At 66.6% G+C, this 13346-nt stretch carries 14 protein-coding genes; 10 read left to right on the top strand and 4 right to left on the bottom strand.

The features are described from left to right. Nucleotides 1-98: 98 nt before the first annotated feature. The 6 genes from J2S97_RS10070 to J2S97_RS10045 all read left to right on the top strand — a co-directional run bounded on the left by J2S97_RS10070 (nt 99) and on the right by J2S97_RS10045 (nt 6547). Nucleotides 99-914 (top strand): oxidoreductase, encoded by an 816-nt coding sequence (locus J2S97_RS10070; protein ID WP_307048930.1) that lies wholly within the window; start codon nt 99-101, stop codon nt 912-914. A gap of 58 nt (nt 915-972) precedes the next feature. Then, a complete protein-coding gene (locus tag J2S97_RS10065; protein WP_307048928.1) occupies nt 973-1875 on the top strand; it encodes an alpha/beta fold hydrolase in 903 nt (300 codons plus the stop codon). A gap of 7 nt (nt 1876-1882) precedes the next feature. Next, on the top strand, nt 1883-2896 hold the full coding sequence (locus tag J2S97_RS10060; RefSeq protein ID WP_307048927.1) for an NAD(P)/FAD-dependent oxidoreductase: 1014 nt from the start codon (nt 1883-1885) through the stop codon (nt 2894-2896). Between the two features lie 45 nt (nt 2897-2941). After that, nucleotides 2942-4210, top strand: coding sequence for an FAD-dependent monooxygenase (locus tag J2S97_RS10055; RefSeq protein WP_307048925.1), 1269 nt, complete (start codon nt 2942-2944; stop codon nt 4208-4210). A 245-nt stretch (nt 4211-4455) separates the two neighbouring features. Beyond that, complete coding sequence (locus J2S97_RS10050; RefSeq protein ID WP_307048922.1) at nt 4456-5835, top strand: GmrSD restriction endonuclease domain-containing protein; 1380 nt, start codon at nt 4456-4458, stop codon at nt 5833-5835. Between the two features lie 46 nt (nt 5836-5881). Further along, nucleotides 5882-6547: an excalibur calcium-binding domain-containing protein gene (locus J2S97_RS10045; protein WP_307048920.1), complete on the top strand. Its 666-nt coding sequence runs from the start codon at nt 5882-5884 to the stop codon at nt 6545-6547. 124 nt (nt 6548-6671) lie between these two features. On the opposite strand, the gene J2S97_RS10040 is transcribed toward J2S97_RS10045, so the two are convergent. Continuing rightward, nucleotides 6672-7337, bottom strand: coding sequence for a DUF998 domain-containing protein (locus tag J2S97_RS10040; protein ID WP_307048918.1), 666 nt, complete (start codon nt 7335-7337; stop codon nt 6672-6674). A 419-nt stretch (nt 7338-7756) separates the two neighbouring features. Between J2S97_RS10040 and J2S97_RS10035 the strand changes: the two genes are divergently transcribed. After that, nucleotides 7757-7936, top strand: a complete 180-nt coding sequence (locus tag J2S97_RS10035) for a GYD domain-containing protein (protein WP_307048916.1) — start codon at nt 7757-7759, stop codon at nt 7934-7936. A gap of 220 nt (nt 7937-8156) precedes the next feature. Here J2S97_RS10035 and J2S97_RS10030 read toward each other — a convergent pair whose 3' ends face one another. Continuing rightward, entirely contained in the window at nt 8157-8432 is a 276-nt protein-coding gene (locus J2S97_RS10030; RefSeq protein ID WP_307048914.1) for a hypothetical protein, read from the bottom strand. Between the two features lie 205 nt (nt 8433-8637). Further along, on the bottom strand, nt 8638-10293 hold the full coding sequence (locus J2S97_RS10025) for a response regulator transcription factor (protein WP_307048912.1): 1656 nt from the start codon (nt 10291-10293) through the stop codon (nt 8638-8640). A 157-nt stretch (nt 10294-10450) separates the two neighbouring features. Between J2S97_RS10025 and J2S97_RS10020 the strand changes: the two genes are divergently transcribed. The 3 genes from J2S97_RS10020 (at nt 10451) to J2S97_RS10010 (ending at nt 12343) form a co-directional block, all read left to right on the top strand. After that, on the top strand, nt 10451-10837 hold the full coding sequence (locus tag J2S97_RS10020; protein WP_307048910.1) for a hypothetical protein: 387 nt from the start codon (nt 10451-10453) through the stop codon (nt 10835-10837). Between the two features lie 10 nt (nt 10838-10847). After that, nucleotides 10848-10997 (top strand): hypothetical protein, encoded by a 150-nt coding sequence (locus J2S97_RS10015; RefSeq protein WP_307048908.1) that lies wholly within the window; start codon nt 10848-10850, stop codon nt 10995-10997. 269 nt (nt 10998-11266) lie between these two features. Next, the gene (locus J2S97_RS10010) at nt 11267-12343 is read left to right on the top strand and encodes a methyltransferase (RefSeq protein ID WP_444875932.1); all 1077 of its coding nucleotides are present in this window, start codon (nt 11267-11269) and stop codon (nt 12341-12343) included. 23 nt (nt 12344-12366) lie between these two features. Here J2S97_RS10010 and J2S97_RS10005 read toward each other — a convergent pair whose 3' ends face one another. Continuing rightward, nucleotides 12367-13323 (bottom strand): lipid kinase, encoded by a 957-nt coding sequence (locus J2S97_RS10005; protein WP_307048904.1) that lies wholly within the window; start codon nt 13321-13323, stop codon nt 12367-12369. Nucleotides 13324-13346: the final 23 nt, after the last annotated feature.

Raw genomic sequence — 13346 nt, 5'->3', positions numbered from 1 at the left:
TCAGTACAGAACCCTCTAGCGTTATTGACTGTTCAGTACACAAACGTCTCCCCCACATCTGGCGAGGCGAAGTCACGCCTATAGACGAAGGAATCAACATGCAGACAGCTTCCCCGGTAGCCCTCGTGACGGGCGCTTCCTCTGGGATCGGACGGGCGGCAGCGCGAGCCTTCGTGGACGCCGGCTTCGCGGTGGTCGGTACGAGCCGCAACGCCGCGAACGCCAGCCCGATTGCCGGGGTGTCGTTCCTCGATCTCGATGTAGCCAGCGACGAATCGGTCCATTCCCTGGTCGAGGAGGTGATCGAGCGGTTTGGTCGGATCGACGTCCTGGTCAACAACGCAGGCGTGGGCGCAGTCGGTGCCGGAGAGGAAAGCTCGATCAATCAGACCAAGGAGGTCTTCGACATCAACGTCTTCGGCTTGATGCGGATGACAAAGGCAGTGCTGCCCCACATGCGCGCCCAGGGCAGTGGCCGTGTGGTCAACGTCTCCTCGGTACTCGGTCTGATCCCAGCCCCCTTCATGGCCAGCTACGCCGCCACCAAACACGCAGTCGAGGGCTACTCGGAGTCCATCGACCACGAGCTTCGCGAACACGGCGTCCGGGTGCTGCTGGTCGAGCCGGCCTTTACAAGCACGAGTTTCGAGGCGAGCAGCCTTGCACCGGACTCACCCCTGCCGGTCTACGCAGCACAGCGGAAGATCTCCCGAGACGTACTGGCCACCGCTTTACGTACCGCCGACGACCCTGACGTTGTCGCAAAGGTGATCGTCGCGGCCTCCACCGATTCCAAGCCCGCACCCAGGTACACCGCCGGTTCGATGGCCGGACGCGTGAGCGTCCTGCGCCGGTTCGTGCCCTCGCGCGCCTTCGACAAACAGATCCGGAAGCTCAACCAACTGGCCGGCTGACACCGAAGCCAGCACCAGCATCTCTCGTCCGCCCAACCTCGAAACAGGCGCAACACATATGGACTTCGAACACGTCACTTTCGACTTGCCGCATGGCACTTTTCACGCTCTGCAGGGCGGTGACCCCACAGGTCAACCGACGATCTTCCTGCACGGGTTCCCGGACCACCCGCCGACGGCGAAGGCGTTCCTCGCCGAACTCGGCCGCCAGGGTCGCTACGTCCTCGCGCCCTGGCTTCGCGGTTACGCCCCGTCCCCGACCGCGGGTCCATTCGATTTCGCATCCTTGACCGGCGACGTGGTCGCACTGATCGACCAGTGGTCTCCCCGGCGCCAGGTGGACCTCATTGGCCACGACTGGGGCGCCTTCATCACGTACGACGCCACCGTCACCGCGCCGGAGCGCATCAAACGCGCAGTCACGCTCGCTATCCCCCACCCCCTCACATTCATCGGCCGGCCTCGCCCCGCCCAGCTCCGCCGGAGCTGGTACATGGCCTTCTTCCAGCTTCCCGGAAGCGGCATGATCGCCCGAGCCCGCGACTTCGCCCTCATCGACCGCCTCTGGCGTCAATGGTCACCAAGCCTGACGCTCGACCCGGCTCTCCAAGTGGAGCTACACGAGCACCTCGGAGCGAGCTTTCCCGCGCCCCTCAAGTACTACCGGGCGATGACTCGCCTGGGCATGCTGAAGGCTGCACGCCGACTCTCCCACCCCATCACGGTGCCCCTGCTGCACATCCACGGCGCAGACGACGACTGCATCCTCCCCCCGAACGTCGACGACCGGCATCGATACGCCGCTCCGCATGTGCGCGCGATCGTCCCCAACCTCGGCCACTTCCTGCACATCGAAGCCCCCGAAGCGATCGCGGAACGGATCGCGACATGGGTGGCGAGTGGCTCACCTGACCCTCGCGGCGAAACCAACCCAATGGCCGTCCAGAACCCGAAAGGCTGACCAAACCATGACTGAGACGACTCCTCCATTCACGAGCGACGAACTGGCCGAAGGCACTATCGACACGGTGGTGATCGGAGGCGGCGCCGCAGGACTGAACGGCGCTCTGATCCTCGCCCGCTCCCGCCGCTCGGTCGTCGTGATCGACAGCGGCTACCCCCGCAACGCGCCAGCGGAAGCCGTGCACGGCCTCCTCGCCCTAGACGGCACTCCGCCGTCCGAGATCCTTCGACGAGGACGGGAGCACGTGCGCCACTACGGCGGACGCATCGTCCTCGGCGAGGTAGTCACGGCTGAGCCTGCCGCCCCCTCAGCTGACGGGGATTTGCGGTTCACCATCACCCTCGCCGACGGCCGCAGCATCACCGCCCGCCGCATCCTCGTGGCCACCGGCCTCACCGACGTTCTGCCGGACGTGCCCGGTCTCGCCGAGCACTGGGGGCACAGCGTGGTGCACTGCCCTTACTGCCACGGCTGGGAGGTCCGCGACGAACCCATCGGTATCCTCGCCACCGGTCCGGTCTCCATCGCCCACGCGTATCTGTACCGTCAGCTGACCGAGGACCTGACCTACTTCACGCACGGCACCGAGCTGGACGAGGACAACCGCGCCCGCTTCGCCGCCCGCGGCATCCGTGTCATCGACACCCCGGTCACCGAGGTCGTCAACGGCGAGGAGGGCGCTCTCGCCGGGGTGCGCCTGGCCGACGGTCAGGTTGTGGCCCGCCGCATCCTCGCGGTCCTTGCGCAACTGCAGATCCGCGCCCAGGGCCTGGAAGGTCTACACCTGCCCGTGCAGGACCTGCCGAACAAGGGCCGCAGTTTCGCCTCCGGCACGGCCGGCATCACCGACGTGCCAGGGGTGTGGGTGGCCGGCAACGCCACTGATCTGACCGCCCAGGTCGGGGCCTCCGCAGCGGCCGGCGCACTGGCCGGGGCCGACATCAACAGGATGCTGGCCATAGCGGACACCGACGCGGCCCTGCACGCGGCTGGACCGAGTCCGACACCCCATGTCTGAACGCGCCGGCGTCGAAACCACCACTCCCGAAAGGTACGAGATCCCATGATTGCTGCTGAAGACACGTTCGACGCGCCCAATCCCATGGACAAGAACATGACATTGCGACAGCGGGCCCTGGTGGTCGGCCTCGGGATCAGCGGGACCGCCTCCGCGCTGCGACTGCATCGCGCGGGCTGGGACGTGGTAGTGCTGGAGAAGGCCCCCGAGCGGCGCCGCGGCGGATACTTCATCGCCCTGTTCGGGACCGGGGTCGCCGCCGCCGAACGACTGGGCATCGCCGATGCCGTACCGAATCGCGTCGCTCCGGAAGCCTTGAGCTACGAAGTCGACCGCACGGGCCGGCGCCGGCCCGGTCTAAGCTACGCCGACGTGTTTGGCGGGTCTCGCCTCGTCTTGCGGGGCGACATCGAAGACGCAGCCTTCAACGCCCTGCCCGACGAAGTGGAGATCCGGTACTCGACCGTGCCGATCGCGCTGGAGCAGTACCTCGACGGGGTGGACGTAGAAATCCGAGACCTGACGACGGAGACGGCCACCGTCGAACGGTTCGACCTGGTGGTCGGGGCAGACGGACTGCGCTCAACAGTGCGCCGGCTTGCGTTCGAACCCGAGCAGAGCCCAATCCGTCCAATGAACTACATGATCGCCGCGTACAGCCTGCCCGGGGCGGTACCTGGCTACCGCCCGCAGGACGGGCTCATCCTGGCCGAGGAGGGCCGATCAGCCTGGGTGTTCCCGTTCGCTGACCGCCCGCCGACGGTGCTGCTCTCCTACCGAACCGACGACGTGGACGCCGAGTTCACCCGGCCGGCCATCGACTCGCTGCGCGCCGCCTACGGCCCCGAGCCCACCGGCTCCACGCTCGGTTGGCTGCTCGATCAGTTCGAGAAGGCCCCGGACCACCTGTTCGACTCCGCCGAGCAGGTTCACCTCGACCATTGGCACCGTGGCCGAGTCGTCCTCGTTGGCGATGCCGCGTGGTGCCTGACCGTTTACTCCGGCATGGGGGCATCCACCGGCCTGGCCGGGGCCGACCTGCTCGGCACCATGCTCGAACGCCACCCGCACGACGTGCCACGAGCGCTGCAGGACTGGGAGGACCACCTGCGCCCGTTCGTCGCCCACCACCTCGGCAGCGGTGTGAACATGCGCAGCTTCTTCACCCCAGGCAACCGCGCCGAGTTGCTGCTTCGGTCCGCGATCATCCGCCTCGCCCGGCTGCCGATCGCCGGCCGGTTGCTCGCCAAGATGAGGACCAACAGCGCGGGCGTGCAGATGAAAAGTCTGGATATCGCCGACGCTGCAGCGTGAGGCCAACCCGGTGCGGACCGTGTCGACCTGAGCACATAGAGAGGCATATGCCAGCCAACACGCCCGCCGACAGCACCCGTTGACGACGGGCATTACCGCCACGCGAAGAAGGCTCCGTCCCACGTGGGGACGGAGCCTTCTCAGAAGAGCCGGTCGCTGGCCGCTAAAGTGGAGACCTCACAAATTTGAGAGTCCAACTTTCGGGGACCAGTTCAATTTGCCGGGTCTTTTTTATGGGGGAAAGAATGTCCAACTACGAGACACTCCTGGGGTCAGGAGCAACGGGTGCGCGACCGGGCCCGAGGCCACCGCGAAGGCCACGGGCGTCCACCTTCATTGTCGGGGGCATAACAGCGCTGTTCGTGATCCTGGGGGCGTTCAGTGGCGGTCTTGGGGGTGCGCTGGTCTTCCTTGCCATCGCGGCCGGCCTGACCGGCCTCTATGTCCTGGCGACCGGACGCCGGTCATGGGCTTGGCTCCCGGCCAAGCGGAAGGCGGGGGCCATCGCCCTTGCCGCCTCCTTTGCCCTGCTCATCACGGGCGGCTTGGCGATGCCGCGCACTGCGACGCCGGAGCTGGAGGCGGCCTCGTCGGAGGGCGCTGCCTCGCCAGCCACCGCAACAGCGAGCGCGAGTGCCAAAGCCACGCCGACGCCGTCGTCCGCCCCAACTGTCCAGGAGACGGGCGCCCCGCTGGATCCGGACAGCCCCTACCTCCTGGCGCAAGGGGCCAGCGTCACGGCTCCGAAGACGCAGCCTGCCTTCGCCACCAAGGCGGTGGACCTGCTGGCCACCCTTCCCATCAAGGGCAGGGCACCGAAGACGGGATATGACCGCGCGCTGTTCGGGCAGGCGTGGGCGGACGTGGACCGCAACGGTTGCGACACACGGAATGACACCCTCAAACGCGACCTGACCGGCATCACATACACCAACAGCGTCCCCTGCAAGGTGCAGTCCGGCACGCTGGCGGACCCGTATACGGGCACGTCCATCAACTTCCTGCGGGGGACCGCCACCAGCAGCGCGGTCCAGATCGACCACGTGGTTGCCCTCAGCGACGCCTGGCAGAAGGGTGCACAGCAGCTGACCACGGAACAGCGGACAGCTTTCGCGAATGACCCCCTGAACCTCCAGTCGACGGACGGCCCGACCAACATGAAAAAGGGCGACGGCGACGCCGCCACCTGGCTGCCGCCGAACAAGGGCTTCCGGTGCGAATACGTTGCCCGGCAGATTTCGGTGAAGGCGACGTACAGCCTGTGGGTCACCCAGGCGGAACACGACGCGATGGCCAGGATCCTGGCCGACTGCTCCAGCCAGCTCGCACCCACAAACGAGCAGGCGCCCGCCGCTGCGGCGCCGGCACCTGCACCCGCTGCCGTTCAGCCTGCACCTGCGGCGGCGGTGCCTGCTCCGGCCGCGCCTGCTCCGGCTGCTGTTGCGCCTGCCCCTGTTGCTCCCGCACCTGCAGTACAGGTTCCCGTTGCGCCGGCGCCGGCAGCAGCCTACTACGCCAACTGGACTGCGGCGAAGGCCGCCGGTGCTGCGCCGCTGTACGCGGGGTCAGCGGGTTACCGGCCTGCGCTGGACCGTGATTCCGACGGGGTTGCCTGCGAAGGCTAGACCGATTCCATCACTCCACAGTTTCAAAACTTTCCAAGGGGGAAAAATGAAGAAGACACTGGCACTAGTTGTGCTAACCGGGCTCCTGCTGACCGGATGCGGCGGCAAGCAGGAGGCAGCGCCGACAGAATCAGCCTCGGCTGTTGCAGCGGTTACTGATACCGTCGCGGTTCCAGGCGTGACGGGCCTGACCCTGGATAAAGCCACGGATCAACTGAAGGATCTCGGGCTCGAGGTTGAGTCGGTGGATACCGTGGACGGCAAGATGATCATTTCAAAGAAGAACTGGCAGGTAACGTCCCAGGACCGCGCCGAAGGTGCCCAAGCGGCAAAGGGTTCCACCGTTCACCTCGGCGTCAAGAGCCTTGACAAGGTTGCGGCGGAAAAGGCTGCCGCAGACAAGGCAGCAGCCGAGAAAGCTGCAGCTGAACAAGCGGCTGCGGATAAGGCGGCAGCTGACAAGGCTGCGGCTGACAAGGCTGCAGCGGATGCGGCTGCCGCGAAGTTGGCGGCCGAACAAGCGGCGGCGCAGCAGGCCGTCCCTCAGCCTCCGGTGCAGCAGGCTGTCCCGCAGGCACCGGTTGCTCCCGCCGCGTCCTACGCCAACTGCACTGCGGCGCGTGCAGCCGGAGCCGCGCCGGTTTATGCCGGTACGCCAGGGTACGGGAAACACCTCGACAGGGATGGCGACGGCATCGGGTGCGATAAGTAGTCGCAAAGATGCCGTAGAAAGGCCGTGGGTACCTTCAGATTTCGGGGCATCCACGGCCTTTCATTTGGTTCAGCGCTTTTCCGCGTCGGGCTCCGGACGGGTGTCAACGTACCGTGCTATGGCCCTATTTCAGCCCCGGTCTCTTCCACAGCGCAACTGCGAGGACCGCTACCCAGAGCAGGAACGCCCCGATGCTGATCCGCCCGCTGATGCCCAGCACGAGGTTGGGGCCCGGGGCTGCCATGAACGCCACCATGCCCATCACCGCGGAAGCAGCAAGCGAGACGATCGAATACACCCGCATCCGGCTGTGGAACCCTGCAGCCACGAAACACATTGCTGCGACCATGAGGGCGAGTTGGATGTTGGTGGCGAGGATATGCATGGGAATGGAAGCATCGTCCCCCAGCGTCAGCGGGAAAAGGGCTCCCATGATGTTCCACAGCCCGTACCCGATGAGCAGGCCGCCGCCGATGCGCAGGGCGCGGTTGCCCCGCACGGAGTTCCAGACGCCCACCCCGAACGCGGTAAATAGCACGGTGTAGACCCATGTGAAGGGGAGCAGTACGTCCCGACCGGGGGAGCCGACGGCGAACAGTTCGCTCACCATCTGTTCGGTGCGCCGGTACCCGTCCCACATGGACGCCGCCACGACGTCTGTGGCAACCACGTAGAGCAGCGAAGACAGCGCTCCTGCCGCCAGAAGGGCCCTGCGAGTCACGTCACGGCGCTGGCTTCCCTGCGTCGCGGCCCGCCCGCGCTGCGGTGGCTGACGCTTGTCGATTGACATGTCCGGCTGTCCTCAGAGCGCCCGCGGTCTGGCAGCTCGATGCAGGAGCCCGCGGGCGTCCGCCCCAGCGCCTATCTGATTTAAGCTTTGGGCCGGGTTGCCGCAGGTTGATAGGGCCGAACGGCCTTTTGCCTGCGCCCGTAACTACTGCCGCCGACGTCTTACCGTTGTGGCCGGACTTTGGTGTTGGCGCAGATTTCATTGGACTGGGCCGGATCTGGGCCGCTCCTGCACGGCGATGGAGCCAGGTGAGGAGGAGTCTGTGTGGACGTCCTCCTGCACCACAATTACCTGGCGATGAGCGGCCGATGGGATAGGAATCCAGGAAGGAAAGACCATGCCGAAGTATCTGTTTGAAGCGACGTACGTGGGCCAGGGAATCAAGGGGCTCATGCAGGAAGGCGGCACCAAGCGGCGCGATGCCCTGGGTGGAGGCCCTCGGCTCGGTGGGAGGAACGCTGGAGAGCTTCTACTACGCTTTGGGCTACTACGACGTCCTCGGCGTTTTTGAGGCGCCGGACGATGCCAGTGCCGCAGCACTGTCGCTGCTGATCAATTCGACGGGTAGCGTCAACGTCCGCCTGAAGCCGCTCCGGTAGGTGGAAGACCTCGACGAGGCCGCCAAGAAGACGCCGTCCTACCGGCCCCCGGGACAGTAGGGCCGCTGGACAGTAAAGCCCCGGGACACCAGGGGAGTTCGGCACCCTGCCTGCGGGCCGCCGTCGCAAATTACGACGGCGGCCCGCCGGTTGTGTGCGCAGGCACCACTAGCTGCCCGGCCACCGCCGCCGGGCCGTCCAAGCCCCGGCACCGCGAAATCTAGCGCTGCCCTGCTGCTGTGGTCCCGAACATCAGCGTCCGCCGGGGTACGTCGTAGAACACGGTGGCAGCGGCTGAAAGAAGACTCTGGAGGTTCTCGGCATCCTGCCCGTCCAGGGTCAGGACCTCTTCCCACGCCCCCTGATCCAGAACCAGCTGCAGGGTCCAGGTTCCTGGCTTCCCGGCGCCATCGGCCACCCAGGAGAACTGGTAATGGCTGACCTGCCGGACCTTGATGCTGTCGTCGGTCATAGGCTGCTTGGGTGGCGGGCTCATCATGTCCTCCTTGACACGTCGGGCCGGTTGTACCGGACGTGCAACCGGGTATTAAGCAATATAGGCCCGGCAGCGGCCCTGATCCAGAGTCCCGGGAGGATCCTCGTCCCTTCACAATTTCCCCCGATTTTTGCGCCTTTTCCGACCAATGGGGGCTGTGACCGGCGAGACTTAGGAGAAACGACACGGATCCCGGGACTGGCCTTCAGGGCTGGGCGATGCTGATGATTCCGCGGTCGATGGCATGCGTTGCCGCCTGCGTCCGGGAGTTCACGCCGAGCTTGTCGAAGATATTGCTCACGTGGCGCTGGACGGTTCGCTCGCTGAGGAACAGCTCCGCCCCAATTGCCCGGTTGGTCAGGCCCCGGACGATCAACCGGAGCACCTGGACCTCACGGGGGGACAGACCATGCTGCAACGGAACGCTGGGGTGAAGGAGCATTCCGTCGACCACCTGCTGGTCGGGATGGGCGCCGAGGCGCGTGAAAACCGCGCGCGCCGATTCGAGCTCAAGGTCCGCCGCCTCTTCGTCCCCCACACTCCGGTACGCGGTGGCCAGGAGCACCGAGCAACGCGCCGTCTCGTAAGGGACGTCAAGACTCCGCCACAGTCCGGCGGCCCGTCGGAGTTCGGGAAGCGCCTTCGGCCATTCATGATTGGCAAGAGCCTGTTCGCCAAGGGCCCGCGCGTGGGCGGCACGCACGCTGTCGGAAGCGAAATGTTCGGCGAGGCTGCCCAGCTCGGCTGCGGCGGCCGCGGCTTCCCCGCCTGCCCCTGCCGCGAGGAGGACGGTCACTGCCGCAGGAAGCAGCTCCACCCGCGCACTCGGCCCCAGAGACTCGCCGAGCGCGCGCCGTATGCCCGCTGCCGCCGCGGGTACGTCTCCCAGGCTGAGCCTGAGCAGGGCTAGCCCTGGCTGCGTCGGACCTCCGGCGAATGCCGCAGCCCGGTAGGCTGCCTCTGCTTCGGGGAAGTTGCCGAGCAGACGGTGCGATTCACCGAGCTCGTAGCGCGGATGGCCAACCAGGCGGGCACCTGCTCCCTCGGCCAGGCTCCGGCATGCCTCCTCCAGTTGGGTGATGGCAGCCGCCCAATGGCCTGCCAGGCGGAGGTGCGCGGCCCGGTAGGTCAGGCAGTTGCCGTAGAAGGGCCCGCCGAATGGAGGTACCGTATCGAGCCACGATCCGAGGGCAGCGCTCCATTCCCGGACCCGCGAGAGGTCGCGGGCCTCCACTTGGCAGGTGCCGATCGCTGCGCAGAAGAGCAGGCTTGTGGTCCGTGGCGTTGTCTCTCCTGCCAGTACGCGGAGCATCGCATCGTCGAGCCAGTCCAGTCCTTCCGTGAGGCGGCCGGACCGGACCAGGGCGCGGCCGGTGAGGAGCGTCGCGAAGGCGAGCTGGTCGCCGTCGTGCACTTTTGCGGCCCCTTCGCGGGCACGGGCGAGGAGCTTCAGGGCCTCGTCATGGGCACCCGCGGCGATCCGGCCGTATGCCGTGGTGATGAGCAGCCAGCCGGACTCTTCGCCGGGGTCGTCCGGGCCGAGTTCACGGGCCCGTGCCATCCAGCCGTTGGCCTGGGCGAACTCGCCGTTGAGGTTGTAAGCCTCCCACAGCCAGAAAGCGGAGGCGAGCGCGGGACGGACCTGGCCGTTCGCGGCCCGCGCCTCGAAGGAATGCACCAGCGCGGCAAGCGCGTCGTCGCGGAGCCCTGCGATTTGTGCGCACTCTGCGAAGCATTCAACATCTTCGATATCCAGCCCCGCGAGCCCGCCGGCGGCGCGGTACTCGTCGCATGCCTGATGCCAGGCGGACGCTTTGTGGAACGCCCGGGCCCGCGTGATGTGATTTGCGTCGTCGGCCACGTCAACCTCCTGATCACCACTATGCATCGTTGGACTGGGCATAACTACCCAGTGGCGGATGTCGGAGCTGGCGCGAACTGCCGATGTTTGGGTGACGCGTCGGCGGGATCCTGAAAGTGGTCCGCACGGTGCGGATCACTCAATTCAGGAGGACATCATGTACGAGCCGTTTGTCTACTTGAGCACTTATACCGTGCGCGACGGGCACCTCGATGAAGCTCTTGAGGCTTGCCGCGAGGTGGCGCGCCTGGTGGAGAGCCGTGAGCCCAGGATGCTTGTGTTCCAGTTCTTCGCCGATGAACCGGGCCGGCAGATCACGTGCCTTCAGGTCCATGCCGACGCGGAATCCATGGCCAACCACATGGCCGTGATCAGCGAGCACCTGGCACGGTCCGGGTCGTGGCTCGAGTCGTTCAGCAACGCGATGGCCCTGGGCCAGCCCCCGGCGGTCGTGACGCAGTGGTACCGGGAGGCGGGGGAGGCCCTGGACCAGTTCCCGCGGCACGTAGCCGGAGTTCTCCGGGTCGGATCGCCTGTTGGGTGAAGGCCGACGAATGACGCGCCGTGACAACAGTGGGAAGTACGACGGCGGCCAGCGGCTTGGGTGCGGCGGCTACGCCTCCCGCCCCTCCCGCTGGAACGCCCGCGCCGCCTCCATGCGCGGCGGTGACCTTCGGTACTCCGACGGCACACCTGTATCCTGACAATGCAGGTTGAATGGCTACAGCGGCCATCAACCAAGCTCGGTTCGCGGCCGGATGACGGTCCGGAATCCTGGGCCGTCGCCATCCACGTTGTCGAATCACCGCCGCAATCGTCAGTCGCCGATCGGCTCCTCTGACGCTTGGAATGGATCTTTATCACTACCGACACGCCAGCTCCCGTGGGAATCCCGACGTCGGTCCTCAAGCCCTCACGCGGAGTTGCGGTGGATGATCCCGCGGTCGTGACCTGGGCCGAGGCTGGTGAGAACATGACCGCGCGATGGCGTTCGGCGAACGGCAGGCCGGCGCCGACGCGCGTCGAAGTGGTCTCCGACTCCCTCACGGCCGATGATGCGAACCGGATGGCGTCACAGGGGATCGCGATGCTCTGGCACGGTGACTTCCACAACGCACGGCAGATCCTCAACGCCATGGACCGGCGGATAGGCGCCGGAAAGAAAGAGACCGCAGCAACTCCGGCCGATAAGTTCTATCGGCACCGTCAGTCCCGCTCGCATCGTGCACGCGTTCTCGGCCTGCTGCTGATTCCCCTTGATCCGGGCCCGGTGGTGCCGCTGCGCCGCGCACCGGACATCGCCCAGGCCGCCGCTGAAGCGTACGGCGATATCGGTGAACCTTCCATTGTGTCCCTGCATGAGCTTGTCGGGGCCGTTGGCGCCCACGAGTGGCGGCGGAATGGCGTCCACGTCGATGCCCTGCAGGGCCGCATCCACCCGCACTATGGCACGTTCTTCCCCACCCGGAGCGAGTATGTGGATCTCGTGGCCGCCGCTGCGCTGCCCTCTGACACGCTGGCGTTCGACGTCGGCACCGGCACCGGGGTGCTCGCTGCCGTCCTCGCCCGCCGTGGCGTCCAGCGCGTGGTGGCGACGGACAATGAACCGCGTGCCATTGCCTGCGCCGCTGAGAATTTCCGGAACCTCGGCGTCCAGGACCGTGCTGAGGCCGTCCTGACCGACATGTTCCCGCCCGGGCGGGCACCCCTCATCGTGTGCAACCCGCCCTGGATTCCGGCCACGCCGCACTCCACCCTGGACAACGCCGTCTACGACCCCGGGAGCAGGATGCTGTTCCGCTTCCTGAACGGGCTCACCGACCATCTGGAACCGGGCGGTGAGGCCTGGCTTGTCCTCTCCGACCTGGCCGAGCACCTTGGCCTGCGGACGCGTGAGGATCTGCTGACCGTCATCACGGCGGCCGGGCTGAAGGTGGTGGAACGGCTGGACACCAAGCCAACGCATCCGAAGGCATCGGACCGCGACGATCCCCTGTTCGAGGCGCGCACGGCCGAGGTCACGTCGCTGTGGCGGCTCGTTCGCCGCTAATCACAACCTTCCACCGTCGGGAATCACGACGGCGGCCAGTCCGCGGCGCCAGGTCCGTCGAACAACGCGCTGGTGCTGCTCTGGGGCACCACAACGTGGACGGCGTTGCGCTGGATGGTGAAGTCGGTGGGCGTGACCGTCGCGATCTCGCCGTCGAGGTTTACCGGCAGCGGCGGCTCAGTGACCAGCCGGACATGCCGGCTGGTCAGGTGGTACACCTTGTCGTGTTCGATGAAGCTTCCGTCTTTGAGTAACCGCGCGATACTCACGTGCTCCCGGAGCGGGCCGGCCAGGATGGCGTAGATGTCAAGGATGTGGTCATCGATCCCTGCGGTGGGGGAGACCGTGTTGCCGCCGCCGTAGTGCCGGCCGTTGCCGACCGCTACCTGAAGCAGGGTTTCCAGTTCCATCGGCTCGTGGTCGCCCTCGGGGAACTCGAGACGGGCCCGGAACGGCTTGTGCCGGGCATAGGCCCGCAGCGTGGCGATGCTGTACGCCAACGGCCCGATGTACCGCTTCAAGCGGGGGCTCAGAGCCTCCGTCACAGCCACCGACAGGCCCACGGACGCGACGTTGAGAAATGGCTCGCCGTTGGCCCGGCCGAGGTCGATGTCCACCACCTTTCCGTCGGCGACGGTGCCGCACGCCTCGGCCAGATTGTTCGGTATCTCCAGCGTGCGGGCGAAGTCGTTGGCGGTGCCCAGCGGAAGAACGCCGAGCGCAACGTTGGTGCCGGCAACGCGACCGGCGGCGTAGGACACGGTCCCGTCGCCGCCGCCGACAACCACCAGGTCGTGCCCGTCCGCAAGCACCCGGTCAAGGGTCGCGGCCAGCTCGCCCCCGGACAGCACGTGGTGCACGGAGGAGATGGGCACGCCTGCCTTTCGCATTGTGTCCACCGCAAGTTCGTGTGCCGCCCCTCGGCGTGATCCGGCATTAATCACCACAGCGGCAGAGCGGGCGTCCCGGGCAGCTTTCATGTTGGCCATGTTAGGCGGCGGAC

This window comes from Arthrobacter oryzae, from assembly GCF_030812315.1.
Taxonomy (GTDB): domain Bacteria; phylum Actinomycetota; class Actinomycetes; order Actinomycetales; family Micrococcaceae; genus Arthrobacter; species Arthrobacter oryzae_B.
Note: the sequence above shows the minus strand (reverse complement) of the source record. Positions and strands in the feature narration are given on the sequence as shown.